The organism is Klebsiella sp. S69, from assembly GCF_016516145.1.
GTDB lineage: Bacteria > Pseudomonadota > Gammaproteobacteria > Enterobacterales > Enterobacteriaceae > Klebsiella > Klebsiella oxytoca.
On sequence record NZ_JACVUU010000016.1, the window covers coordinates 31,406 to 57,328 of the forward strand.

The 25,923-nt window shown below is 56.5% G+C and carries 24 protein-coding genes; 20 read left to right on the plus strand and 4 right to left on the minus strand.

Annotated features, from left to right (window positions below):
• The first annotated feature begins 51 nt into the window (after positions 1-51).
• From prmB to IAE27_RS16295, 6 genes are read left to right on the plus strand one after another with little or no spacing between them, the layout of a single operon-like run.
• Positions 52-984, plus strand: coding sequence for a 50S ribosomal protein L3 N(5)-glutamine methyltransferase (gene prmB / locus IAE27_RS16270; protein ID WP_024274529.1), 933 nt, complete (start codon positions 52-54; stop codon positions 982-984).
• Between the two features lie 37 nt (positions 985-1,021).
• Entirely contained in the window at positions 1,022-2,107 is a 1,086-nt protein-coding gene (gene aroC / locus IAE27_RS16275; protein WP_004104176.1) for a chorismate synthase, read from the plus strand.
• Between the two features lie 3 nt (positions 2,108-2,110).
• A complete protein-coding gene (gene mepA / locus IAE27_RS16280; protein ID WP_004104171.1) occupies positions 2,111-2,935 on the plus strand; it encodes a penicillin-insensitive murein endopeptidase in 825 nt (274 codons plus the stop codon).
• Positions 2,935-3,744, plus strand: coding sequence for a sulfite exporter TauE/SafE family protein (locus tag IAE27_RS16285; RefSeq protein WP_070555643.1), 810 nt, complete (start codon positions 2,935-2,937; stop codon positions 3,742-3,744). The genes mepA and IAE27_RS16285 overlap by 1 nt, the downstream gene beginning before the upstream one ends.
• Positions 3,744-4,292 carry an elongation factor P hydroxylase gene (locus IAE27_RS16290; protein WP_064344162.1) on the plus strand — a complete coding sequence of 183 codons (549 nt, stop codon included), beginning with the start codon at positions 3,744-3,746 and terminating at the stop codon, positions 4,290-4,292. The genes IAE27_RS16285 and IAE27_RS16290 overlap by 1 nt, the downstream gene beginning before the upstream one ends.
• A gap of 31 nt (positions 4,293-4,323) precedes the next feature.
• Entirely contained in the window at positions 4,324-4,602 is a 279-nt protein-coding gene (locus IAE27_RS16295) for a YfcL family protein (protein ID WP_004104165.1), read from the plus strand.
• Positions 4,603-4,665: 63 nt separating this feature from the next.
• Here IAE27_RS16295 and mnmC read toward each other — a convergent pair whose 3' ends face one another.
• Entirely contained in the window at positions 4,666-6,654 is a 1,989-nt protein-coding gene (mnmC, locus tag IAE27_RS16300) for a bifunctional tRNA (5-methylaminomethyl-2-thiouridine)(34)-methyltransferase MnmD/FAD-dependent 5-carboxymethylaminomethyl-2-thiouridine(34) oxidoreductase MnmC (RefSeq protein WP_187326116.1), read from the minus strand.
• Positions 6,655-6,812: 158 nt separating this feature from the next.
• On the opposite strand from mnmC, the gene fabB reads away from it, so the two are divergent.
• Together fabB and IAE27_RS16310 are read left to right on the plus strand one after the other, a co-directional pair.
• Positions 6,813-8,030, plus strand: a complete 1,218-nt coding sequence (gene fabB / locus IAE27_RS16305; protein WP_004104161.1) for a beta-ketoacyl-ACP synthase I — start codon at positions 6,813-6,815, stop codon at positions 8,028-8,030.
• Between the two features lie 206 nt (positions 8,031-8,236).
• Positions 8,237-9,412, plus strand: a complete 1,176-nt coding sequence (locus tag IAE27_RS16310; protein WP_154022295.1) for an MFS transporter — start codon at positions 8,237-8,239, stop codon at positions 9,410-9,412.
• A 38-nt stretch (positions 9,413-9,450) separates the two neighbouring features.
• Here the strand turns inward: IAE27_RS16310 and flk are convergent, their stop codons facing one another.
• Positions 9,451-10,410 (minus strand): flagella biosynthesis regulator Flk, encoded by a 960-nt coding sequence (flk, locus tag IAE27_RS16315; RefSeq protein ID WP_023321382.1) that lies wholly within the window; start codon positions 10,408-10,410, stop codon positions 9,451-9,453.
• A gap of 123 nt (positions 10,411-10,533) precedes the next feature.
• Between flk and pdxB the strand changes: the two genes are divergently transcribed.
• The 9 genes from pdxB to purF all read left to right on the plus strand — a co-directional run bounded on the left by pdxB (position 10,534) and on the right by purF (position 19,607).
• Positions 10,534-11,670 carry a 4-phosphoerythronate dehydrogenase PdxB gene (gene pdxB, locus IAE27_RS16320; RefSeq protein ID WP_142475420.1) on the plus strand — a complete coding sequence of 379 codons (1,137 nt, stop codon included), beginning with the start codon at positions 10,534-10,536 and terminating at the stop codon, positions 11,668-11,670.
• A 63-nt stretch (positions 11,671-11,733) separates the two neighbouring features.
• Positions 11,734-12,747, plus strand: a complete 1,014-nt coding sequence (locus IAE27_RS16325) for an aspartate-semialdehyde dehydrogenase (RefSeq protein WP_004104155.1) — start codon at positions 11,734-11,736, stop codon at positions 12,745-12,747.
• Positions 12,747-13,559, plus strand: a complete 813-nt coding sequence (truA, locus tag IAE27_RS16330; RefSeq protein ID WP_004104154.1) for a tRNA pseudouridine(38-40) synthase TruA — start codon at positions 12,747-12,749, stop codon at positions 13,557-13,559. The genes IAE27_RS16325 and truA overlap by 1 nt, the downstream gene beginning before the upstream one ends.
• A gap of 27 nt (positions 13,560-13,586) precedes the next feature.
• Entirely contained in the window at positions 13,587-14,246 is a 660-nt protein-coding gene (locus tag IAE27_RS16335; RefSeq protein ID WP_004104153.1) for a DedA family protein, read from the plus strand.
• A 194-nt stretch (positions 14,247-14,440) separates the two neighbouring features.
• Entirely contained in the window at positions 14,441-15,355 is a 915-nt protein-coding gene (gene accD / locus IAE27_RS16340) for an acetyl-CoA carboxylase, carboxyltransferase subunit beta (RefSeq protein ID WP_016808402.1), read from the plus strand.
• A gap of 72 nt (positions 15,356-15,427) precedes the next feature.
• A complete protein-coding gene (gene folC, locus IAE27_RS16345) occupies positions 15,428-16,696 on the plus strand; it encodes a bifunctional tetrahydrofolate synthase/dihydrofolate synthase (protein WP_154022294.1) in 1,269 nt (422 codons plus the stop codon).
• Positions 16,686-17,369: a cell division protein DedD gene (gene dedD / locus IAE27_RS16350; RefSeq protein ID WP_004114272.1), complete on the plus strand. Its 684-nt coding sequence runs from the start codon at positions 16,686-16,688 to the stop codon at positions 17,367-17,369. Before folC ends, dedD begins: the two co-directional genes overlap by 11 nt.
• Before the next feature lie 198 nt (positions 17,370-17,567).
• Positions 17,568-18,056 (plus strand): colicin V production protein, encoded by a 489-nt coding sequence (gene cvpA, locus IAE27_RS16355; protein WP_004104143.1) that lies wholly within the window; start codon positions 17,568-17,570, stop codon positions 18,054-18,056.
• Between the two features lie 33 nt (positions 18,057-18,089).
• On the plus strand, positions 18,090-19,607 hold the full coding sequence (gene purF, locus IAE27_RS16360) for an amidophosphoribosyltransferase (RefSeq protein ID WP_004104140.1): 1,518 nt from the start codon (positions 18,090-18,092) through the stop codon (positions 19,605-19,607).
• A 58-nt stretch (positions 19,608-19,665) separates the two neighbouring features.
• On the opposite strand, the gene IAE27_RS16365 is transcribed toward purF, so the two are convergent.
• A complete protein-coding gene (locus IAE27_RS16365; protein WP_135800589.1) occupies positions 19,666-21,633 on the minus strand; it encodes a glycoside hydrolase family 127 protein in 1,968 nt (655 codons plus the stop codon).
• Between the two features lie 7 nt (positions 21,634-21,640).
• Positions 21,641-23,044, minus strand: coding sequence for an MFS transporter (locus IAE27_RS16370; RefSeq protein WP_004114267.1), 1,404 nt, complete (start codon positions 23,042-23,044; stop codon positions 21,641-21,643).
• A 272-nt stretch (positions 23,045-23,316) separates the two neighbouring features.
• On the opposite strand from IAE27_RS16370, the gene IAE27_RS16375 reads away from it, so the two are divergent.
• Genes IAE27_RS16375 through IAE27_RS16385 form a run of 3 tightly spaced genes read left to right on the plus strand, consistent with a single transcriptional unit; the run spans position 23,317 to position 25,873 of the window.
• Positions 23,317-24,228 carry an ROK family protein gene (locus tag IAE27_RS16375; protein ID WP_070555631.1) on the plus strand — a complete coding sequence of 304 codons (912 nt, stop codon included), beginning with the start codon at positions 23,317-23,319 and terminating at the stop codon, positions 24,226-24,228.
• A 38-nt stretch (positions 24,229-24,266) separates the two neighbouring features.
• Complete coding sequence (locus tag IAE27_RS16380; protein WP_004104128.1) at positions 24,267-25,262, plus strand: LacI family DNA-binding transcriptional regulator; 996 nt, start codon at positions 24,267-24,269, stop codon at positions 25,260-25,262.
• 41 nt (positions 25,263-25,303) lie between these two features.
• The gene (locus IAE27_RS16385; RefSeq protein ID WP_004104126.1) at positions 25,304-25,873 is read left to right on the plus strand and encodes a UbiX family flavin prenyltransferase; all 570 of its coding nucleotides are present in this window, start codon (positions 25,304-25,306) and stop codon (positions 25,871-25,873) included.
• Positions 25,874-25,923 lie beyond the last annotated feature (50 nt).

A 25,923-nucleotide genomic window follows, 5' to 3' on the forward strand; every position in this document is an offset into this window, starting at 1 on the left:
CGTGGCAAACTAGCCGCCGAATTTATAGCAGAGCGTGCCCTGGGGGATAGCGTGGATAAAATTTTTGTTGATGAAGCCGTTAATGAGCTTCATACCATTCAGGACATGCTGCGTTGGGCGGTTAGTCGCTTCAGCGCTGCAAATATCTGGTACGGACACGGTACCGACAACCCGTGGGACGAAGCGGTGCAGCTGGTGATGCCGTCGCTGTATCTGCCGCTCGATATTCCGGAAGATATGCGCACCGCGCGCCTGACTTCCAGTGAGAAACACCGCATCGTTGAGCGCGTGATTCGCCGCATTAACGAACGCATTCCGGTCGCTTATCTGACCAACAAAGCCTGGTTCTGCGGACATGAGTTTTACGTCGATGAGCGCGTGCTGGTGCCGCGCTCGCCGATTGGCGAACTCATTAATAACCATTTTTCCGGCCTGATTGACCACTATCCGCAGCACATCCTCGATATGTGCACCGGCAGCGGCTGTATCGCTATCGCCTGCGCTTACGCTTTTCCGGAAGCGGAAGTCGATGCGGTCGATATTTCCCCTGATGCGCTGGCCGTTACCGAGCAGAACGTAGAAGACCATGGCTTAATTCACCACGTGACGCCAATTCGCTCCGATCTGTTCCGCGACCTGCCGAAGGTGCAATACGATCTGATCGTCACTAATCCGCCGTACGTCGATGAAGAAGATATGTCCGACCTGCCGGGTGAATATCGTCATGAACCGGTTCTCGGCCTGGCGTCCGGTAGCGATGGCCTGAAGCTAACTCGGCGGATCCTGGCCTGCGCGCCGGATTATCTCAGCGATGACGGTATCCTGATTTGTGAAGTCGGCAACAGCATGGTACATCTGATGGAACAGTATCCTGACGTTCCATTTACCTGGCTGGAGTTTGAAAACGGCGGCGATGGCGTCTTTATGCTGACTAAACCGCAGCTGATTGCCGCCCGCGCGCATTTCGGCATCTATAAAGACTAAAACAACACGCAAACATAACGACAAGAACGGAGCCGTGATGGCAGGAAACACAATTGGACAACTCTTTCGCGTCACGACGTTTGGCGAATCGCACGGCCTGGCGCTGGGCTGTATCGTCGACGGCGTACCGCCCGGCATTCCGCTAACCGAAGCCGATCTGCAGCACGATCTCGATCGCCGACGTCCGGGAACATCGCGCTATACTACCCAGCGCCGCGAACCGGACCAGGTTAAAATCCTCTCCGGCGTATTCGAGGGGGTGACTACCGGGACCAGCATTGGTCTGCTGATTGAGAATACCGATCAGCGTTCTCAGGATTACGGCGCGATTAAAGACGTTTTCCGCCCGGGTCACGCTGACTACACCTACGAACAGAAATATGGCCTGCGCGACTATCGCGGCGGCGGTCGTTCCTCTGCCCGTGAAACCGCTATGCGCGTGGCTGCCGGAGCGATTGCCAAGAAATTCCTCGCCGCGAAATTCGGGATTGTGATTCGCGGCTGCCTGACCCAGATGGGGGATATTCCTCTGGCTATCAAAGATTGGGAACAGGTTGAACAAAACCCGTTCTTCTGTCCGGATCCGGAGAAAATTGAAGCGCTCGATGAACTGATGCGCGGCCTGAAAAAAGAGGGCGACTCCATCGGAGCGAAAGTAACCGTGGTGGCCGATGGCGTTCCGCCGGGGCTCGGTGAGCCGGTATTTGACCGCCTCGATGCGGACATTGCGCACGCGCTGATGAGCATTAATGCGGTGAAGGGCGTGGAAATTGGCGATGGTTTTGAGGTGGTGAAGCTTCGCGGCAGCGAAAACCGCGATGAAATTACCAAAGCGGGTTTCCAGAGCAACCACGCGGGCGGCATTCTCGGTGGTATCAGCAGCGGTCAGCAGATCGTGGCGAACATTGCGCTGAAGCCTACCTCCAGTATTACCGTTCCGGGACATACGATTAATCGCTCTGGCGAAGAAGTCGAGATGATCACCAAAGGGCGTCACGATCCCTGCGTTGGCATTCGTGCGGTACCGATTGCCGAAGCGATGCTGGCGATCGTGCTTATGGATCACTTTATGCGTCAGCGCGCGCAAAATGGCGACGTGACGACATCAATTCCACGCTGGTAATAGATGAAAAAAACCGTTATCGCACTGCTGGCGCTTCTCGCCAGCGGTACCAGCCTGGCGGCAACGCCGTGGCAGAAAATCACCCAGCCCATCAGCGGCAGCCCGCAGTCGATCGGTGCATTTGCCAATGGCTGCATCGTTGGCGCGCAGGCGCTGCCGTTAAACGCCACCGGCTATCAGGTGATGCGTACCGATCAGCGCCGCTACTTCGGCCATCCGGATCTCGTGCAGTTTATTCAGCGTCTAAGCAACCAGGCGTATAACAGAGGTATGGGAACGGTACTGATTGGCGATATGGGGATGCCGGCCGGGGGGCGTTTCAACGGCGGTCATGCCAGCCATCAGTCCGGGCTTGACGTCGATATTTTTCTGCAGCTTCCGCAGGCGCGCTGGAGTTCAGCTCAGCTGCTGAAGCCGCAGGCGCTGGATCTGGTGGCCCGCGATGGTCAGCGCGTCGTGCCGTCGTTGTGGAGCCCGCAAATTAGCCAGCTGATTAAGATGGCGGCGGAAGATAGCGACGTCACGCGTATTTTCGTCAACCCGGCAATTAAGCAGCAGCTGTGCCTGGATGCCGGTAACGATCGCGACTGGCTACGAAAAGTTCGCCCATGGTTCCAGCACAGGGCGCATATGCACGTGCGCCTGCGCTGTCCGGCAGGCAGCCTTGAGTGCGAAGATCAGGCTCCGCCACCGGCCGGCGATGGCTGCGGTGCGGAATTACAAAGCTGGTTTGAACCCCCTAAACCAGGATCAACCCCACCTGTGAAGAAGACGCCGCCTCCGCTGCCCCCTTCCTGCCAGGCGCTACTGGATGAGCATGTTCTTTAATGGATAGTTTTATCGATCTTTTTATGGTGTCGCCGACGGTAATGGTGGTGCTGTTTTTCGTGGCCATTCTGGCGGGATTTATTGATTCCCTGGCGGGCGGCGGCGGGCTATTAACCGTCCCGGCCCTGATGGCGGCGGGTCTTCCTCCAGCGCAGGCGCTGGCAACGAATAAGCTGCAGGCCTGCGGCGGGTCGCTGTCCGCTTCGCTTTATTTCATCCGCCGCAAGGTAGTGAATCTGGCCGACCAGAAGCTCAATATTCTGATGACCTTTCTCGGCTCGACCGGCGGCGCGCTGCTGGTCCAGCACGTCCAGTCTAATGTTCTCAAACAGATACTGCCAATCCTGGTTATCGGCATTGGCCTCTATTTTCTGCTGATGCCGAAACTCGGCGAAGAGGACCGGCAGCGACGTCTGTACGGTCTGCCGTTTGCCCTGGTGGCTGGCGGCTGCGTCGGTTTTTACGATGGTTTCTTTGGCCCGGGCGCCGGATCCTTTTACGCACTGGCTTTCGTCACCCTGGCGGGGTTCAATCTGGCGAAATCGACCGCGCATGCAAAATTGCTTAACGCGACGTCCAACGTTGGCGGCCTGCTGCTGTTTATTATTGGCGGCAAGGTGATTTGGGCGACCGGCTTTGTGATGATGGCCGGGCAGTTTATCGGCGCTCGCGCGGGATCGCGACTGGTGCTGAGCAAAGGACAGTCACTGATTCGGCCAATGATCGTTGTGGTGTCGGCGGTGATGAGCGCGAAACTTCTTTATGATAGCCATGGACAGGAGATCCTCCGCTGGTTGGGGATGAACTAATGAACAGTACGCATAAATACGAACAGCTGATCGAAATCTTCGACGGCTGTTTTGCCGTTGATTTTAATACCCGTCTGATTAAAGGCGATGACGAACCGATCTATCTTCCAGCAGATGACGAGGTGCCCTACAACCGCATCGTCTTTGCCCACGGCTTTTATGCCAGCGCGCTGCACGAGATTTCGCACTGGTGCATTGCCGGAAAGGCGCGCCGCGAGCTGGTTGATTTCGGTTACTGGTACTGCCCGGACGGGCGCGACGCGATGACCCAGTCAAAATTTGAAGACGTCGAGGTGAAGCCTCAGGCGTTCGACTGGCTGTTTTGCGTGGCGGCGGGATATCCGTTTAACGTCAGCTGCGACAATCTGGAAGGGGATTTTGAACCCGATCGGATCGCTTTTCAGCGGCGGGTACATGCCCAGGTCATGATCTATCTGGAGCAAGGGATCCCTGAGCGTCCCGCGCGTTTTATCAAGGCGCTGCAAGAATATTACCAAACGCCGCCTTTGACGGCAGAACAGTTCCCGTGGCCGGAAGACCTGCACTAAGGCCACGCTTTACATAATATGAGGAAAGAAGATGATCGCGGAGTTTGAATCACGCATTCTGGCGTTAATTGACAATATGGTAGACCACGCCAGTGATGATGAACTGTTTGCCGGCGGTTATCTGCGCGGCCACCTGACGCTGGCGGTGGCCGAGCTGGAAGGAGAAGGGGAGCATACTGCGCAGGCGGTGCATGATAAAGTGACCCAAAGCCTGGAAAAAGCCATCAGCGCGGGCGAACTGTCGCCGCCGGATCAGATACTGGTGCAGGGAATGTGGGACAGTTTGTATCAGAAGGCGATGCAGGCGTAGTTCTGTAGCGCTTCCTTAAGCCGACGCCCGGCGTTCATCCCGCCGGGCACGGTTCCTCCGCTATTATTTCACCGCTCTCCCTTTCAGCAGTTTTCTTACCCATAGCCGGTTCGGATTCAGCGCAGCTAGCGTCTCTTGATCCATCGGTAATGGCTCATTGCTCATTTGCGCCGCGAGGATCTCTGCCGCGAGCGGGGCGGAGCAGAGGCCGCGCGAACCCAGCGCTCCCAGCATATAAAGATTGCGGTAAACCGGCGCTGCTTCGGCCTTATCCTGATGTTCAGCCAGCGAGGCATATTCACTTAAGGTCGCGTCATAATCAGGCACGCTGCCGACCATCGGCAAATGATCGCGCGTCGCACAGCGCACGCCGCTGCGGGACTCATTCGCGCTTACGTCAACCTTCCGCGTCCATTGCGCCTGCGGGAAACAGTCTATCAGACGCTGTCGATTCTGCTGCTGATCGTCGGCGCTAAACGCGGTATCCGTCTGTCCACGATGATAGCTGGCGCCGATGCAGTGCTGCTGGTTGTGCGGGTTTTGCGGCGTCAGGTAGCCGTTGTAGCACAGCACCTGGCGTAAAGACGATAGCCCTGGCGTTGTTGGTATATGGCTGACCTGGCCGGCGACGGGATACATCGGAAGATGCTCCGTCTGGCTGAAGCGGGTTACCTGATGGCCATTGGCCAGCACCACGACTTCATGAAACTGACGATCGTTTAATTGCCAGCCGGTATTGTCCGCGCAGATAGTCTCTACGGGGTAGCGGTAGTGAACCCGTAATCCGCGAGTGGCGGCGAGCGCCAACAGTTCTGCGGTTAACTGCTGGGGGCACAGCCAGCCTCCGGCAGGATAGGTTATTCCTCCGCAGCCGGTTTCCACTCCTGTTTGTTCCGCAGCGCTCTGCGCATTAACGGGGAGGGCGATTTCCGGCGGCAGATTAAGCTCAACCATCTGGGCAATTTTATGCGCGCTTTTTTCATCCCAGCCCAGCTGCGTCACCCCGCACCAGTCATGATCGAACATGACCGGCAGATCGTCGTAGAGGCGGCGAGCGAAAGTAAATGCAGCGGGGAAAAAGCGGGCCAGGGCGGGGTCGTGCTGGCTGAGCAGCGGATAGAGTGCTCCCTGGCGATTGCCGGATGCGCCTTGTGCCGGAGCGTCATCGGCGCAGTATAGTGTCACCTGCCACCCGCGCCGCAGCAGCGCCAGAGCGAGCAGGGCGCTGGCGATCCCTCCGCCAACAATCGCTGCATCGCGCTGTTCGGTGCCGCTGCGGGCAAACCACGGCGCACGCGCGGGAAAGTTGAGTCGTTGATTCATTTCCCCGATGAGCATTTCTCGCTTGCGGCCAAAGCCCTTGCGTTTCTGCATGCTGAAACCGGCTTCCTCCAGCCCGCGGCGCACAAAACCTGCGGAGGTAAAGGTGGCCAGAGTGCCGCCGGGTCTCGCCAGGCGAGCCATTGCCGCAAAGAGTTCCGCCGTCCACATGTCCGGGTTTTTGGCGGGCGCAAAGCCATCCAGAAACCAGGCGTCTACCTGCTGATTGAGCGAGTCGTCCAGCTCGTTGGTCAGTTGGTTAATATCGCCAAACCATAAATCCAGCGTGACGCGGCCCTCGTCCAGCAGCAGTCGATGACAGCCGGCAAACGGCAGCGGCCAACGGGCCTGCAGCTGCTCGGCCCAGGGCGCAAGCTCCGGCCAGTGCTGGTGAGCGAGGCGCAGATCGTCCGCGCGCAGCGGGAATTTTTCGAAACTGATGAAGTGTAATCTTTGCAGGGTAGCCTGAGGGTTATCGCGGCGAAAAACGTCAAACGCCTGCCACAGCGTCAGAAAGTTAAGGCCGGTACCGAACCCGCTTTCGGCAACCACAAATAACGGACGTGAGTGTGTTGAAAAACGTTCGTTGAGCCGGTTGCCGTCGAGGAAAACGTAGCGCGTCTCTTCCAGACCGTTGTCATTGGAAAAGTAGACATCGTCGAAATCTCGGGAAACAGGTGTACCCTCAGCGTTGAATTCCAGGTTGGCAGGTTGTATGGCGTTTTGTTTCACGTAAGTTACTCGAATCACAAGGCGTAGAACGATCTTAACGATGTGTGCCTGAGGGCGCAAATTTATACACAAATTGGCTGATCGGACTTGTTCGGCGTACAAGTGTACGCTATTGTGCGACTCGAAACTTAATATAGTGCGACTTACAGAGGTATTGAATGAAACGTGCAGTGATTACTGGCCTGGGCATCGTTTCCAGTATTGGTAATAACCAGCAGGAAGTCCTGGCATCTCTGCGTGAAGGACGCTCCGGGATCACTTTCTCTGAAGAGTTTAAAGATTCGGGAATGCGCAGCCACGTATGGGGCAACGTTAAACTGGATACAACCGGTTTGATCGACCGTAAAGTGGTTCGTTTCATGAACGATGCCTCTATCTATTCCTATCTCTCCATGCAGCAGGCGATTGAAGATGCAGGCCTGAAAGATGAGGTCTATCAGCAAAACCCGCGCGTGGGCCTGATTGCCGGTTCTGGCGGTTCTTCTAAGTCTCAGGTTTTTGGCGCTGATGCCATGCGCAGCCCACGCGGTCTGAAAGCTGTAGGTCCTTATGTGGTGACCAAGGCGATGGCATCCGCGGTCTCCGCTTGCCTTGCAACACCTTTCAAAATTTACGGTGTGAACTACTCCATCAGCTCCGCCTGCGCAACGTCTGCGCACTGCATCGGTAATGCTGTGGAACAAATCCAGCTGGGCAAACAGGATATCGTGTTTGCCGGTGGCGGCGAAGAGCTGTGCTGGGAGATGGCGTGTGAGTTCGACGCGATGGGCGCGCTGTCCACCAAATATAACGAAACGCCGGATAAAGCTTCCCGTACTTATGATACCCACCGTGATGGTTTCGTTATCGCTGGCGGCGGCGGTATGGTTGTGGTTGAAGAGCTGGAACATGCTCTGGCGCGCGGCGCGCACATCTATGCTGAAATCGTTGGCTACGGCGCAACTTCCGATGGCGCAGATATGGTTGCCCCGTCCGGTGAAGGTGCGGTTCGCTGCATGAAGATGGCGATGGAAGGCGTAGATACGCCGATTGACTATCTGAACTCCCACGGTACCTCTACGCCGGTAGGCGACGTGAAAGAGCTGGGGGCGATTCGCGAAGTCTTCGGCGATAACAGCCCGGCTATCTCCGCGACCAAAGCGATGACCGGTCACTCCCTGGGCGCCGCTGGCGTACAGGAGGCTATCTACTCTCTGCTGATGCTGGAACACGGCTTTATTGCCCCGAGCATCAACATTGAAGAGATGGACGAACAGGCAGCTGGTCTGAACATTGTGACCGAGCCGACCGAGCGTGCGCTGACTACCGTAATGTCTAACAGCTTCGGCTTTGGCGGTACTAACGCCACGCTGGTGATGCGTAAATACAGCGCATAACGAGCATGCTTTGCAAGGGGAGCCTGCCGGCTCCCCTTTTTTGTATTCTTGACAGACCCCTGGGTGTAAAGGCAAACTCCTGCCACAACATTATTCTCTCAGATAATGCGTAAGCGTTTAACGTCATCCAACGCGCCTTAAACCTGATAATCAGGTGGAGAGGGCGTGGCCATCACCTCGCCTTACTCTGCGAACTGGAGTAAAGCATGTCCGCAGTCACTGAAACAAAAAAAATGCCTTCAGCGAATGGTTCGCTGTTGCGGATCACTTTCGCCGTTTTTCTTACCTATATGACCGTTGGCCTGCCGCTGCCGGTTATCCCCTTGTTCGTTCATCAGGAACTGGGCTTCGGCAACACCATGGTTGGTATCGCTGTTGGTATCCAGTTTCTGGCGACCGTATTAACCCGCGGCTATGCAGGTCGCCTGGCGGACCAGTACGGCGCGAAACGCTCTGTGCTACAGGGGATGCTGGCCTGTGCGCTGGCTGGAGGTGCCTGGCTATGCGCCGCGCTGCTGCCGGTCCCCGTAATGGCGAAGTTTGGCCTGCTGGTGCTGGGCCGTCTGATCCTGGGGTTTGGTGAAAGCCAGCTGCTCACCGGCAATTTAAGCTGGGGAATGGGGCTGGTGGGCCCGATGCGCTCAGGTAAAGTGATGTCGTGGAACGGTATGGCGATTTACGGCTCGCTGGCGGCCGGAGCTCCGCTGGGGCTGCTGATCTACAGCCATTACGGCGTTGCAGCGCTGGCCGGCGTCACCATGGTGCTGCCGCTGGTGGCGTGGGCGATTAACGGCACGGTGCGTAAAATTCCCGCCCTCGGCGGCGAGCGTCCGTCGCTGTGGAGCGTGGTGGGAATGATCTGGCGGCCCGGTATTGGTCTTGGACTGCAGGGCGTCGGTTTCGCGGTGATAGGCACGTTCGTCTCCCTCTATTTCGCCAGCAACGGCTGGGCGATGGCCGGTTTTACCTTAACCGCGTTTGGTGGAGCATTTGTGCTGATGCGCGTGCTGTTTGGTTGGATGCCGGACCGCTTCGGTGGGGTGAAAGTGGCCATCGTTTCGCTGTTGATTGAGGCGGTAGGCCTGGCGCTGCTCTGGCAGGCGCCCAATGCCTGGGTCGCGCTGGCGGGCGCGGCGCTAACCGGCTGCGGTTGCTCGCTTATCTTCCCGGCGCTGGGCGTAGAGGTTGTGAAGCGGGTACCGCCGCAGGTTCGAGGAACGGCGCTTGGCGGCTACGCTGCGTTTCAGGATATCTCCTACGGCGTCACCGGCCCGCTTACCGGATTGCTTGCGACTTCTTTAGGCTATTCTTCCGTCTTCCTGGCGGCGGCAATATGCGCCGTGCTGGGGATCCTCATTACGCTGGTATCGCTGCGTAAATAGGCCTTTTGTTCGGCCCGGTATACGGGCCGAACAGGCGGTTAAATCACTAACCACAGCAAAATAAGCCCCGCGAGCAGCGTCAACGCGATAGCCCACGGCTTTTTAAACGCCAGCCACGGCGATGAAGGCGGCGCCTGAACCGGTGGGATCGCCAGCGTCTCTTGCGCTCTGGCGACCCTGAGCACGAAAATTTTGTTCAGCAGCGTCAGCAGCTGGGCTGCGCTTAGCGGCGTTTGCGCCGTTGCGTGCCAGCTGGTTTGCGCAAAATCCATCACTCTTTGCCACTCCGCGGCTTCAAGCGGCTGCTTCAAGGCGGCCTGCAATGACATCAGCGTCGGCGTAGCCTGCGTGCTGAGCGTTTGCCGCGCATGGAGCCAGTAAGAGAGGGGAGTGAAGTGGGTCGCCGGGATCAGTTCCCCGCTTTTGACGCCGCTTAGCTCCAGCATCGACTGCCAGATGAGCTTGCTGGACTCCCCGGTAGCTGCTGCCAGTTTGGTCACCTGTTGATTGAGCGTATTGTGCTCCGCTGGCAGCAGTGGACGATGAGTTGGCGGGCGCTGCTGCGGCTGAGGAATCGAGAGCTGGCCGCTTTGCAGCAGTTGCAAAACGTTCTCCAGCTGCGGCTGGGTGAGCGCATGCAGCGCGGTTTGACCGTCATGCTGACGAATATAATCGCTGACCGCCTGACGATTATTACCCTGGTTCAGCAGTTCGCTCAGCTGCGCCAGGATTTGCCGGCGGTGGTGATTCTGTTGGGCAAGGATTAAGCGCTGGTTCAGGCTGTGTTCGGCGGCCGCAAAATGGCTTGCCAACAGCGGGGCGTCGTTTTTCAGGCTCAGATCGTGCTTTACGCAGGCCCACACTTCCGCACTTTGCTGCGATGTTAACGCCACCAGGCGCGTAATGAGCCGCTCAAGCGCGGTGCGCTGCTGGGTAGTGAGCGGAGGTTCGCCTGTCCCCGGAGGGCGATCGGACATACCTGAAACGGGATGCGTCATGATTAATCCTTTGCGTAGTGCTGTACTAAATTACTGTACTCAGGGCCGGGTGGTGATGTTCCTGGCGGGCAGATTATGGCACACTTCCCCGGTTTACTCTCGCTCTCAGACAGGTACTGAACCGTGAAAATCCTCGTTGATGAAAATATGCCCTATGCGCGTGAGCTTTTTAGCCGCCTGGGGGAAGTGAAGGCCGTTGCGGGTCGTCCCGTTCCGGTCGAAGCGCTCAATGACGCTGATGCGCTGATGGTGCGATCCGTCACCAAAGTTAACGAAGCGCTGCTCTCCGGCAAGGCTATCAAATTTGTTGGCACCGCAACGGCAGGCACCGACCATGTCGATCAGGCGTGGCTGCAGCGGGCGGGAATCGGTTTTTCCGCGGCGCCGGGCTGTAACGCTATCGCGGTGGTGGAATATGTCTTTTCAGCGCTGCTCATGCTGGCTGAACGCGATGGCTTTGCGCTGCGCGACCGTACCGTCGGGATCGTGGGCGTCGGCAACGTGGGCGGGCGCCTGCACAAACGTCTCGAGGCGCTGGGAATTAAAACGCTGCTTTGCGATCCCCCGCGCGCCGATCGCGGCGATGAGGGCGACTTCCGTCCTCTTGACGAGCTGGTGCAGGAAGCCGATATTCTGACTTTCCATACGCCGCTCTATAAGGAAGGGCAGTACAAAACGCTGCACCTGGCGGATGAGGCGCTGATTCGCCGCCTGAAGCCGGGGACGATATTAATCAACGCCTGCCGTGGGGCAGTGGTGGATAACGCTGCGCTGCTTAAACGACTACAGGAAAATCAGCCGTTAAGCGTGGTGCTGGATGTCTGGGAGCCGGAGCCGGACCTGAATATCGAGCTGCTCAAGCGGGTGGATATTGGTACGCCGCATATTGCCGGCTACACCCTTGAAGGAAAAGCGCGCGGTACGACCCAGGTTTTTGAGGCCTACAGCGCGTTTATTGGCCACCCGCAGCAGGTGGCGCTGGACACGCTGCTACCGGCGCCGGAGTTTGGTCGCATTACGCAGCACGGGCCGCTCGATCAGGCAACGCTAAAACGGCTGGCGCATTTGGTGTATGATGTGCGCCGCGATGATGCGCCGCTGCGAAAAGTCGCGGGCGTTGCGGGCGAGTTCGATAGGCTGCGCAAGAATTACCAGGAACGTCGCGAATGGTCTTCGCTGTACGTGCAGTGTAGTGATGCCCAGGCGGCGACGCTGCTGCGCCAGCTTGGCTTTAACGCCGTACATCATCCTGTTCGTTAATATCATCTTAATGCTCCTGCTGGATAATCCGGCAGGGCCGCTTTTTTTCTGGAGTACACCACCATGTCTGAAGGCTGGAATATTGCCATACTGGGCGCAACGGGCGCCGTAGGCGAAGCCCTGCTCGAAACTCTTGCCGATCGTCAGTTCCCGGTGGGGGATATTTATGCCCTTGCGCGTAGCGACAGCGCCGGTGAACATCTGCGTTTTGCGGGCAAGTCGGTTCTCGTTCAGGATGCGGCGGAGTTCGACTGGACCCAGGCCCAGCTGGCATTTTTTGCCGCGGGTGTAGAAGCGACCGCAGCGTATGTCGAAGAGGCCACGAACGCGGGCTGCCTGGTGATTGACTTAAGCGGTCTGTTTGCCCTGGAGCCGGATGTGCCGCTGGTGGTGCCGGATGTTAACCCGTTCGTACTGGCGGATTACCGCAACCGTAACGTTATCGCGGTAGCGAATAGCCTGACAAGCCAGCTGCTGTCGGCGTTAAAACCGTTGATCGATCAGGGCGGCCTGTCGCGTATAAGCGTAACCAGCCTGCTTTCTGCTTCCGCTCACGGTAAAAAAGCGGTTGATGCGCTGGCGGGCCAGAGCGCTAAATTACTCAACGGTATGCCAATCGATGACGATGATTTCTTCGGCCGCCAGCTGGCGTTCAATATGCTACCGCTGCTGCCCGATCGTGAAGGAAGCGTGCGCGAAGAGCGACGTATCGTCGATGAAGCCCGCAAGATACTGCAGGATGACGGTCTGATGATCTCCGCTAACGTCGTGCAGTCGCCGGTGTTCTATGGCCACGCGCAGATGGTGAGCTTTGAAGCGCAGCGTCCACTGGCGGCCGAAGAGGCGCGCGATGCCTTTAGCCGCGGGGAAGATATCGAGCTGTCCGAAGAGGGCGAATTCCCGACGCAGGTCGGGGATGCTTCCGGCAACGCCCGCCTTTCCGTCGGCTGCGTGCATAACGACTATGGTATGCCTGAACAGGTGCAGTTCTGGTCAGTCGCCGATAACGTTCGTTTTGGCGGCGCGCTGATGGCGGTGAAAATCGCTGAGAAGCTGGTTCAGGAGTATTTGTACTGATGTCTGAGATGGAGCAGCCGCCGGTCTACAAAATCGCGCTGGGCATCGAATACGATGGCAGCAAGTACTACGGCTGGCAGCGGCAGAACGAAGTCCGCAGCGTGCAGGAGAAGCTGGAAAAGGCGCTCTCGCAGGTAGCGAACGAGCCTGTTAACGTTTTTTGCGCGGGCCGTACGGATGCCGGCGTGCACGGAACCGGTCAGGTCGTGCATTTTGAAACGCGCTCGCAGCGTCAGGATGCCGCATGGACCCTGGGCGTCAATGCCAATTTACCCGGCGATATCGCGGTTCGCTGGGTGAAGCGGGTTCCAGAGGATTTTCACGCCCGCTTCAGCGCCACCGCGCGCCGCTATCGTTATGTTATCTATAATCATCGTCTGCGGCCGGCGGTATTGAGCCGCGGCGTAACCCATTATTATCACCCGCTGGATGCAGAACGGATGCAGCGCGCCGCTCAGTGCCTGCTGGGAGAGAATGATTTCACCTCGTTTCGTGCGGTGCAGTGCCAGTCGCGCACGCCGTGGCGGAACGTGATGCACATTAACGTCACCCGTTATGGTGCATATGTGGTGGTGGACATCAAAGCGAATGCCTTTGTACATCATATGGTAAGGAATATTGTCGGCAGTCTGATGGAAGTAGGTGCCGGTAACCAGCCAGAGAGCTGGATTGCAGAACTTCTGGCGGCAAAAGACAGGACGCTTGCCGCCGCAACGGCAAAGGCGGAAGGATTGTATCTGGTGGCGGTGGATTACCCGGCGCGCTACGACCTCCCTGTCATGCCGATGGGCCCGCTGTTTTTGGCGGACTAACCTGGTCATTAAGGGCTAACGCAAATTATGGATCTGATTCACTTTTTAATCGATTTTATCCTGCACATTGATGTGCATCTGGCTGAGCTGGTCGCGGAGTACGGTATTTGGGTATACGCGATTTTGTTTTTGATTCTGTTCTGCGAAACCGGCCTGGTGGTCACGCCGTTTCTGCCGGGGGATTCTCTGCTGTTTGTGGCAGGAGCGCTCTCCGCGCTGCCGACTAACGATCTCAACGTCCATTTAATGGTGCTGCTGATGGTCATTGCGGCGATTGTTGGCGATGCGCTGAACTACACGATTGGCCGGCTGTTCGGTGAAAAGCTTTTCAGCAACCCCGATTCGAAAATATTCCGCCGCAGCTATCTGGATAAGACCCATAGCTTCTACGAACGCCATGGCGGCAAAACCATCATCCTGGCCCGTTTCGTGCCGATTGTCAGAACGTTTGCGCCGTTTGTTGCGGGAATGGGGCATATGTCCTATCGTCATTTTGCGATGTATAACGTCGTTGGCGCGCTGCTTTGGGTACTGTTATTTACCTATGCGGGTTATCTGTTTGGCGATTTGCCGATCGTACAGGAAAACCTTAAGCTGCTGATCGTCGCGATTATTGTTCTGTCCGTACTGCCTGGCGTCATTGAAGTCATCCGCCACAAGCGGGCGGCGGCGAAACAGGCGAAATAACGCGGCGACGATCTTCGGACGGTATGCCGCCGTCCGAAGAGTGAAGTGTGAGCGGTTCGACCACTTTTTTATCCCATGTTACGGGATGTTATGATTTAATGTGCAACATTCATGGTCTGTGAGGGGCAAAAATGGCATTATGCGCCCCTTGCGACAAAACTGGCATCGACCAGGTTCAGGTAGAAAGGTTATCAATGAGCTGGATTGAACGAATTAAAAGCAATATAACCCCCACCCGTAAGGCAAGTATCCCTGAAGGTGTATGGACCAAGTGCGACAGCTGCGGTCAGGTATTGTACCGCGCAGAGCTGGAGCGCAACCTGGAGGTTTGCCCTAAGTGCGATCACCACATGCGTATGTCGGCGCGCAACCGCCTGCATAGCCTGCTGGACGAAGGTTCCCTCGTGGAGCTGGGAAGCGAGCTCGAGCCGAAAGATGTGCTGAAGTTCCGCGATTCGAAAAAGTATAAAGACCGTCTGGCCTCAGCCCAGAAAGAGACTGGCGAAAAAGACGCGCTGGTGGTCATGAAAGGCACTCTGCATGCTATGCCGGTTGTTGCCGCAGCTTTCGAATTCTCCTTTATGGGCGGGTCAATGGGCTCTGTGGTCGGCGCGCGCTTTGTCCGCGCGGTTGAGCAGGCTCTGGAAGACAACTGCCCGCTGATTTGCTTCTCCGCATCCGGCGGCGCGCGTATGCAGGAAGCGCTGATGTCGCTGATGCAGATGGCGAAAACCTCCGCTGCGCTGGCGAAAATGCAGGAGCGCGGATTGCCGTATATCTCCGTGCTGACTGACCCCACCATGGGCGGTGTCTCGGCGAGCTTTGCGATGCTGGGCGATCTGAATATCGCCGAGCCGAAAGCGCTGATCGGCTTTGCCGGTCCCCGCGTTATCGAGCAGACCGTTCGCGAGAAACTGCCGGCAGGATTCCAGCGCAGTGAGTTCCTGATTGAGAAAGGGGCGATCGACATGATCGTACGCCGCCCGGAAATGCGTCTGAAGCTGGCCAGCATTCTGGCGAAGCTAATGAATCTTCCGGCGCCAAATCCGGAACCCGCTCACGAAGGTGAGGTGGTGCCACCGGTGCCGGATCAGGAACCAGAGGCCTGATAATGCAGAGGGCAGGCCTGACGGCGCTGCCCTTTTTTATACGCGTAGTTATCCTAACTCTTGCCGGACATCATGGAAAAACAACCTATTCCTCAGGCCACGTCGCCCCTGGCTACGTGGCTTTCTTATCTGGAACATCTGCACAGCAAAACTATCGATCTTGGGCTGGCGCGCGTCAGCGAGGTCGCGCAGCGGATGGCGGTAATAAAACCTGCGCCGTTTGTCTTTACGGTCGCAGGGACCAACGGCAAAGGCACCACCTGCCGTACCCTGGAATCGGTGCTGATGGCGGCGGGCTACAAGGTTGGCGTATACAGTTCGCCGCATCTGGTGCGCTACACCGAGCGGGTGCGCGTGCAGGGCGAAGAGCTGCCGGAACTCGCGCATACGACCTCTTTTGCCGAAATTGAAGCCGCGCGCGGCGAGATTTCCCTGAGCTATTTCGAGTTCGGTACTCTCTCTGCGCTGTGGTTGTTTCAGCAGGCGCGACTGGATGTGGTGATTCTTGAGGTGGGCCTGGGCGGCCGCCTTGATGCTACCAATATCGTCGATGCTGACGTGGCGGTGGTCACCAGTATTGCCCTCGATCATACTGACTGGCTGGGGCCCGATCGCGAAAGTATCGGTCGTGAAAAGGCGGGGATTTTCCGCTCAGGCAAACCGGCCATCGTCGGCGAACCCGATATGCCGTTGACCATCGCAGAGGTGGCGAGCGAAAAAGGGGCGCAGCTCCTGCGCCGTGGCGTTGACTGGCAGTACGACGCCAGTGAACAAGGCTGGTCCTTCCGCGATCGGCAGGGGACGTTAAACGATCTGCCGCTGCCGCAGGTACCGCTGCCGAATGCGGCAACCGCGCTCGCGGCCCTGCGCGCCAGCGGGCTTAAGGTGAAGGAGCAGGCGATGCGCGACGGCATTCAAAACGCGATGCTGCCTGGGCGTTTCCAGATAATCAGCGAAGCGCCGCGGACGATCCTTGACGTTGCTCATAACCCGCACGCGGCGGCCTATCTCGCCGGGCGTCTCAAAACCTTATCGAAAACGGGGCGCGTACTGGCGGTTGTTGGTATGCTGCATGATAAGGATATCGCAGGTACGCTGGCGAATTTGCAGGCGGAAGTTGACGACTGGTACTGCGCGCCGCTGGAAGGGCCGCGCGGAGCCACGGCGGAGCAGCTGCTGGAACATTTACGCGCAGGTAAAGTCTATACCAGCGTTGCGCAAGCGTGGCATGCGGCGATGGCGGATGCCAGACCTGAAGATACGGTGCTGGTCTGTGGTTCATTCCACACGGTGGCGCATGTAATGGAAGAAATAGACGCGGGGAGAACCGGTGGCAAGTAAGTTTCAGAACCGTTTAGTCGGGACGATTGTGCTGGTAGCGCTGGGGGTGATTATCCTGCCAGGGCTACTGGATGGTCAGAAAAAACATTATCAGGATGAGTTTGCCGCCATTCCTCTGGTGCCCAAACCAGGGGACCGCGATGAGCCGGATATGCTGCCAGCGGCGACTCAGGCGCTGCCTTCGCAGCCTCCGGAAGGGGCGGCGGAAGAGGTGAGAGCCGGTGACGCCGCGGCGCCATCGTTGGATCCGTCGCGCATACCGGTGAACAACAACAGTTTTGATGTGGTTCAGGAGCCGGTTGTCGCGCCAAAACCGCAGGCGCAGCCGAAACCTCAGCCGAAGCCGGTAGAGAAACCACAGCAGCAGCAGGTTGCGGCGCAGACGCCGCCGCCTAAGCCACAGCAGCAGGCTGAAATCCCGGCGCCGACCGGTAAAGCATACGTAGTGCAGCTGGGCGCGTTAAAGAACGCCGATAAGGTCAACGAAATTGTGGGCAAGCTGCGCGCTTCCGGTTTTAAGGTTTACACATCGCCTTCGACACCGGTGCAGGGTAAAATTACCCGTATTCTTGTGGGGCCGGATACCTCAAAGGATAAGCTTAAAGGCCAGCTTGGAGAACTGAAGCAGCTTTCAGGACTCAGCGGCGTGGTCATGGGCTACAGCCCGAACTAACTCTCTCTTTTTTAAAAAGTAGCGAGCTGAAACCCCTGTCTGACGTGCCCTGAAGAGGCGAAAGGCAGTATGGCGTTGAATGTTTTTTCAGCGCCATTTTTATTTATGTAGGGCACGGAAATCCCTACGCAAACGTTTTCTTTTTCTGTTAGAATGCGCCCCGAACCGGACGACAGGGCGTAAAATCGTGGGACGTATATGGTCTGGATTGATTACGCCATAATTGCGGTGATTGGTTTTTCCTCACTGGTTAGCCTGATCCGCGGCTTTGTTCGTGAAGCTTTATCGCTGGTAACCTGGGGATGTGCTTTCTTTGTTGCCAGTCATTACTACACTTACCTGGCTGTCTGGTTCACGGGCTTTGAAGACGAACTGGTCCGAAATGGGATTGCTATCGCGATACTGTTTATCGCAACGCTTATCGTCGGCGCTATCGTAAACTTTGTGATAGGTCAGCTGGTGGAGAAAACCGGCCTGTCGGGTACCGACAGGGTCTTAGGGATCTGCTTTGGCGCCCTGCGCGGTGTGCTAATCGTCTCAGCGATTCTGTTCTTTCTCGATAGCTTTACCGGTATGGCGAAAAGCGAAGACTGGCAAAAGTCTGAGCTTATCCCGCAGTTCAGTTTCGTTATCAGATGGTTCTTTGACTATCTGCAGAGCTCGTCAAGTTTCTTGCCCAAAGCATAAGCGTTGGGATGTAGCTTAACGAGGAAAAGACGTATGTGCGGTATTGTCGGTATCGCCGGTGTCATGCCGGTAAACCAGTCGATTTATGACGCGTTAACGGTGCTTCAGCATCGTGGCCAGGATGCCGCAGGCATCATCACCATTGATGCGAACAACTGTTTTCGTTTGCGTAAGGCGAACGGACTGGTGAGCGATGTTTTTGAAGCTCGCCATATGCAGCGTATGCAGGGCAATATGGGGATTGGTCACGTTCGTTACCCGACGGCTGGCAGCTCCAGCGCCTCTGAGGCTCAGCCTTTCTACGTCAACTCACCGTATGGTATTACGTTGGCGCACAACGGTAACCTGACCAACGCTCACGAGCTGCGTAAAAAGCTGTTTGAAGAAAAACGCCGCCACATCAACACCACCTCCGATTCCGAAATCCTGCTCAATATCTTTGCCAGCGAGCTGGACAACTTCCGCCACTACCCGCTGGAAGCCGACAATATTTTTGCGGCGATTGCCGCCACCAACCGCCAGATTCGCGGCGCTTACGCCTGCGTGGCGATGATTATCGGTCACGGCATGGTGGCCTTCCGCGACCCGAACGGCATCCGTCCGCTGGTGCTGGGCAAGCGCGATATTGGCGATGGCCGTACCGAGTATATGGTCGCTTCGGAAAGCGTGGCGCTCGATACGCTGGGCTTTGAGTTCCTGCGCGACGTGGCGCCTGGCGAAGCGGTGTATATCACCGAAAAAGGCCAGCTGTTTACTCGCCAGTGCGCGGAAAACCCGGTCAGCAACCCGTGCCTGTTCGAGTACGTGTACTTTGCGCGTCCGGACTCCTTCATCGACAAAATTTCCGTTTACAGCGCCCGCGTCAATATGGGCACGAAGCTGGGCGAGAAAATTGCCCGCGAGTGGGAAGATCTGGATATCGATGTGGTCATTCCCATTCCGGAAACCTCCTGCGATATCGCGCTGGAAATCGCCCGCATCCTCGACAAGCCGTACCGTCAGGGGTTTGTTAAAAACCGCTACGTAGGCCGAACCTTCATCATGCCGGGCCAGCAGCTGCGCCGGAAATCGGTGCGGCGTAAGCTTAACGCCAACCGCGCCGAGTTCCGCGATAAGAACGTGCTGTTGGTGGATGATTCCATCGTGCGCGGCACTACCTCTGAGCAGATTATTGAGATGGCGCGCGAAGCCGGGGCGAAGAAAGTCTACCTGGCTTCCGCTGCGCCGGAAATTCGTTTCCCGAACGTGTATGGCATCGATATGCCGACCGCCAATGAGCTGATTGCTCACGGGCGTGAAGTGGATGAGATTCGCCAGATCATCGGTGCGGATGGCCTGATTTTCCAGGATCTGGACGATCTGATTGACGCGGTGCGCGCTGAGAATCCGGATATCCAGCAGTTTGAATGTTCGGTCTTCAACGGTATCTACGTCACTAAAGATGTTGATCAGACCTATCTGGATTTCCTTGACTCTCTGCGCAACGACGACGCAAAAGCGGTTCAGCTGCAGAACGAAGTGGAAAACCTGGAGATGCACAACGAAGGGTAATGCCTTGATTCGCTGGAAGCCCGCGGTCCGAAGACTGCGGGCTTTTTGTTTTTAGAGGTCAGGCCTCGTTGATCCAAATTCGCATCTCGCCTTCGCCACGATTGGCCCAGCTAAACCATGGAATAAAGGTTAAGGTCTGTTTCTCTACCGCCGTCTGGCGATGGTCGAAGCTGTAGAGCGGCTTATCCTCCTGGGCGGTCAGTACCCGAAGCCCCTCCGCCTGCAGCACGATTTTTCCTTTTAGCACCCCGGTCCCTGGAATCTCGCGTATCTGACTCGCTTTGGGCAGCGACAGGTTGTGCAGTTCGGCGCCGTTATCAACCTCTTCCAGGCAGTAAACCAGCGGTCCGCGCTGAATGGCGACTTTACCGGCGTTATGGCGAACCAGTGGGTTGGCGTAGACCCGGCGGAGGGTCATCGGCAGGCGCAGCGTAATGATATCCCCCTGCTGCCATTGGCGCGTAATATGCAGATAGCCTTTCAGTTGTTCGCCCTGCGCGGCTTCGCCGTTGATGAGCACCTGCGGCGCTTCACACCATTCCGGCAGGCGCAGCGCCAGCGTATGCTGAACGGCCTGCGGGTGGCTGAAAGTGATGTTGACCTCCTCATCCCATGGATAGTTACCGCTGATTTTTAGCGCCAGCGGCTGGTCATTAATGGTGAACTGCGCTTCGCTTCCGGCGTAGAAATTGATAAACAGCGCATCCCGGCGCGGCGTGAACAGGTAGTGCCCGATAGCCACCAACGTGCGGGCGATATTTGGCGGGCAGCAGGCGCAGCCAAACCAGCGCTGGCGAACCGGTTTGATATGGTCGTAAATATGGTTATGCGGAATGCTTTTCGGATAGGTTTCCAGCGGGTTAACATAAAAGAAGTGTTTACCGTCCAGCGCCATCCCGCCGAGTACCGTATTGTAAAAAGCGCGTTCCATCACGTCGGCATAGTGCGCATCGCCTTCCATTTCCAGCATCCGACGGGCGAACATCATCAGGCCAATTGAAGCGCAGCTTTCACCGTAGGCGGTATCGTTGGGCAGATCGTAGTCGCTGGTAAAAGCTTCGCCGATCCCCTGAGAGCCGATTCCTCCGGTGATATACATCCGACGCTGCACCATGTTGTTCCAGATCCGCAGGCAGGTCTGACGTTTCTCTTCGTCATTTGTCATACGGGCGATATGCGCCAGGCCGGTCATCAGATAGACCGAACGTACGGCGTGGCCGACCGCTTCGTTCTGTTCAGCGAGCAGTTTGTGCGCATGGGTGTAAGTTTTGTCTTTGATCATTCCTGGCCAGGCGTCGCCCCAACCGATCCAGTGCCGGGTACCGCCGCGTTTTTCGAACTCGATATCGTAATAGTAGGGCTGCTTCCCACGTTCTTCGACGAAGAAGCAGGCCAACGCCTGATAGCGAGGTTCCCGGGTGACTTCATACAGGCGCATCAGCGCCAGTTCGATTTCCGGATGTCCCGGATAGCCGCGAAGCTGTCCGGGGTTAGGCCCGAAGACGGTATCAATGTGGTCGGCAAAGCGGCAGGAGATTTCCAACAGACGACGTTTACCGGTGGCGCGATAAAAAGCGACAGCTGCTTCAAAAAGATGCCCGGCACAGTACAGTTCATGACACTCTGCCAGGTTAGTCCAGCGCTGACCCGGTTCTTTTACGGTATACCAGGTATTGAGATAGCCGTCTTCACACTGCGCTTGCGCCAGCAGTTCGATCACTTCGTCAGCGGTTTGTTCGAGCGTCGCGTCAGGTTTTTGGCTTAACGACCAGGCGACCGCCTCAAGCCATTTGGTGACGTCGCTATCCTGAAAAACCATTCCGTAAAATTGGCCATCCTCTTGTCCCGCGGCAATGCGATAGTTGGCCAGCGCGTGGCTGGGCTCCGCATCGGGAATATTGTCGTTCAGCGCTTGCCACTGATAAGGAATGACGACATCACGAATCAAACGCTGATACTCTCCCAGGAAAGGATCGGTAACGGTAATTCTGTTCAGGTCGGCTTCAATTACATCGGACTGCATCATGTTTACCTCAGGAAATTTGGCTATGTCTTTGGTTAAGATCGGTGGAGATACGTTTCATCATTGGGCCGTCCAGCCGGCACTTCAGCAGACACAGGGCCAGCACCAGATGGAAAATTGCCGGTATTACGGTTTGCAGCAGGGTGATGCCCTGAATAGACGCGGCAGTTTGATTTTCCAGGCCTGGACGGTACGCGACCAGAATCAGCAACAGGCTGATAATGCCGCCGGATGAGGCCCAGGAGAGCTTGATAAAAAAGAGGTTAAAGGCGAAGTTCATACCGGAGGAACGCACGCCATTCTTCCATTCACCGTAATCATCGGCGAAGGCCATAATCGAGAAGTGCAGCGGCAGGGTGAAACCAAGCACAACGTTGTTGATCAGGATACAGACCAGCCATAGTGTCTGATGCTGCGGGCCGGTGGGCAGGAACCACATCGCCACGCCGAAAATAACCAGCACCAGGTTAGTGCGGAAGTACAGCGTAACCATGTCGACGCGGCGTGAAAGCGGGTTGACGATCACCGCGCCAATAATCGCAGCCACGGTGACGATGGCAAAAAACAGCGACATAAAGCCGGCGCTGCCCTGCAGCGCGTAGGAGATAAAGTACATGTAGCCGCCGCCGCGAATGCACAGAATATTCACCAGCAGGAAGGACATCACCAGCATCAGCAGTAATTGGTCGTTCTTACGCAGCCCTTGCAGATGCTGGCGCAGCGTGAATTTTCCGGCCAGCGACAGCGGAACCCGCTCTTTGACCCAGAAAAAGCAAAGTAAAAACATGATCATACCAACGGCGCACAGCACGGCCACGCCGTACTGGTAGCCTTTAGCCAGATTGCCCTGGCCAAAAAGCTCGACCATCCATGGCAGCCCGACGGAGACCAGGAAGCCGGCGATACCGCTTAAGACAAAGCGCCAGGACTGGCAGGACATTACCTGATCGTGACGGTTGGTCATGGCGTTTATCAGGGCGCAGTAGGGGACGTTATTGGCGGTATAGCCAATAGAGAGCAAAAAATAGGTCCCGAACGCCCAGGCAATTTTCATGTTTGGGCTCATGTCTGGCACGGTAAACGTCAGGATGCCGATAACCGCAAGCGGCACGGCAGTCCAGAGCTGCCACGGGCGAAAGCGGCCCCAGCGGCTGCGGGTTCTGTCAGCAATAACGCCCATAACCGGGTCTGATATCGCATCAAAAATTCTCAGGGTAAAGAACATTGCCCCGACGATGGCCGGGCTGAGGCCGAACACATCGGTGTAGAAAAAAAGCAGGAAGCCGCTGATTAAGTCAGAGATGCAGTGTCCACCGGCATCTCCCAGCCCATAGCCTATTTTTTCGCGGGTGGAGAGCGTTTCGCCCGCATCAACCATCTGCACATTCGTGTCCAGATTATCGACTGTAGCCATAACCAATCCTTATTTGCTAAGCAGAGTGTGAGGGTACACAGGTCATTACGATCTGTTTTTATGTTTTTAGTAAACTTCATACGCTGCCGAGCATAGATCTAATCTTCTCTTTTCGTACATTTTTGACTTTTGTGCTTGTGATTTTGATCTTTATTTTTACTATAAATTATTTTTAATGCCGATCTTGATCACATTTATCCGTGAAGGATGCCGGGATTTTTTGCGTTATTCGCTAAGCTGAGCATCATTTTTACGAGAAAAGGTCGAATTAAATGCATTTAGGAATGGATATCGGTGGGACCAAAGTTGAGACTGTCGTGCTGGATGACAAGGGAAAACTGGTCTGGCAGCAGCGCATTGCGACACCGAAAGCCAGTATTGAGCAGTTCTTACAGGGTATCATTGGAGAAGTCCATGCCGCGCAGGATTGGGCAGGCGAAAAGCTAAGCCTGGGATTCGGTTTGCCCGGCGCGATTGACACCGCTACTTGTTTAGTAAAAAATTCAAATATTCAGGTGGTCAATGGGCATCCGCTGCATGATATCCTTAGCGACTATTTTTCCCAGCCGGTGGCTGTCGCAAACGATGCTAACTGTTTCGCGCTGTCGGAAGCGATAGATGGCTGCGGCGCCGGTCATGAAGTGGTGTTTGGGGCGATCCTTGGTACCGGATGCGGCGGCGGTGTGGTGGTGCATCAGCGTTTGCTGACCGGGCCGAATGCCTGCAGCGGTGAATGGGGGCATAATCCTTTGCCGCACTATTCCCCGGAACACGATGGGCCTTCGCACTTGTGCTATTGCGGTCAGCATAACTGCGTAGAATCGTTTATCTCTGGCAGCGGGCTGGCCCGACAGTTTCGCTTACATAATGAAGGACGCGGAACCGCTGAAGAACTGGTGTTGAAGATGCGTGAAGGACACCCTCAAGCGCTGGCGCTGTGGCGGCAATTCCGTAATCAGCTGGCGCGCGCCTTCGCAAACGTCGTGAATATGCTCGATCCGGATGTGATAGTGATAGGTGGGGGGCTGTCGGGCGTCGATGAGCTGTATAGCGATTTATCGGCTGAAATGGCAAAGTACATATTCGGTGGACGCTGCGTGACGCCGGTTCTGCCGGCAAAGCATGGCGACAGCAGCGGCGTACGCGGCGCTGCATGGGCTGGAGAGCAGGCGCTGCAGGGATAATCAGCGTAAACCCCGTAAAACAGGTGAAAACGAACGGAATGGTAAAAAAGACCAGAATTAAAGATATTGCGGCGGCCTGCGGCGTGTCGATTGCCGCAGTATCAAGAGCGCTAAAAGGGCAGCCGGGGCTTAGCGAGGAGACTCGTCAGCGGATCCTGTCGATAGCGGAAGCCGAAGGCTATGATTTTAGCCGCTTGCGCAACGGTCGCATCAAGCGGCTGCTGTTTTTAATGCACAGGGAACACAATATTGCCAGCGCTCTGCCGTTCTATTCGACCGTCATGCTTGGCGTTGCTGACGCTTGTAGAGAAAATGAAATTGCCATGAGCTTCCAGCCCATTGGTCCGGGAGATTCAGTTGGCGAGTTGATTAATCTCCATCAGCCTGACGCGTTGATCTGCGCGGGTTATCTTGAAGCAGAGATACTGGCGGAATTGAAAAAAACGGCGCTCCCCGTTGCCCTGGTTGATTTGTGGGCGGCGGATTTTCCCTGTGCCAATCCTGACAACTATCACGGCGGATTTATCGCCACCCGCCACCTGCTTGAACAGGGAAGAAAGCGTATTGCCTTACTCGGCCATTCGCAGCACCATTACAGCATCCGTCAGCGTACAGAAGGCTATCTGCAGGCGCTGTTTGATGCCGGAATTTCTCTGGCCGAGGAGTATCGAGTCGAAGTCCCCCCGGTCAAGGAGATAGAAAAACCGCTGGTAGAAGGCATGGAGAAACTGCTGGCGCTACCGCAGCCGCCGGATGCTATCTTTGCTTATAACGATATGGCGGCGCTGGTGGCGATGAGAGTTTGCGCGCGGAAGGGCATCAAGGTGCCGGATGAGATTGCGATCGTCGGTTTCGATGATATTGAAGCTGCTGCATGGGCCTGGCCGCCGTTAACCACGGTGGCCATTGATAAGCGTGAGCTTGGCCGCGATGCGTTCCGTCTTTTACTCAGCGATGAGGGTGACAGAAACCTGTTGTTGCCGGTGCGGTTAGTGGTTCGTGAGAGTTCATTGCGGTTGCGTCCGCAGGCATAATCCGGCAAAGTCTGCGCCATCGTGTGAAAGGGGCAATCATCGTGAAGCGACTCATTATCGGTATCTCTGGCGCCAGCGGCGCAATTTACGGCGTACGCCTGCTCCAGGTTTTGCGCGAGGTGCCTGATGTCGAAACCCATCTTATTTTAAGCCAGGCCGCCCGTCAGACGCTGGCGCTGGAGACGGACTTCTCCCTGCGCGAGGTGCAGGCGTTGGCCGACGTAGTGCACGATGCCCGTGATATCGCCGCCAGTATCTCTTCCGGCTCTTTTAAAACCGCCGGGATGGTGATTTTGCCATGTTCAATGAAAACGCTTTCCGGCATTGTTCATAGCTATACCGATGGGCTGCTGACCAGAGCGGCGGACGTGGTGCTTAAAGAGCGTCGCCCGCTGGTGCTGTGCGTTCGGGAAACGCCGTTCCACCTCGGCCATCTGCGTCTGCTGGTCCAGGCGGCGGAAATGGGCGCAGTGATTATGCCGCCGGTTCCGGCGTTCTATCATCGTCCTGAAAGCCTTGACGATGTGATCAATCAAACGGTCAATCGCGTTATCGATCAGTTTGATATCTCTCTTCCTGCAGACCTCTTTACCCGCTGGCAGGGCGCGTAGGGCGCACTAACATAGTGCGCTTTCTTCACCTCTGCGCTCCTGCAGTGCAA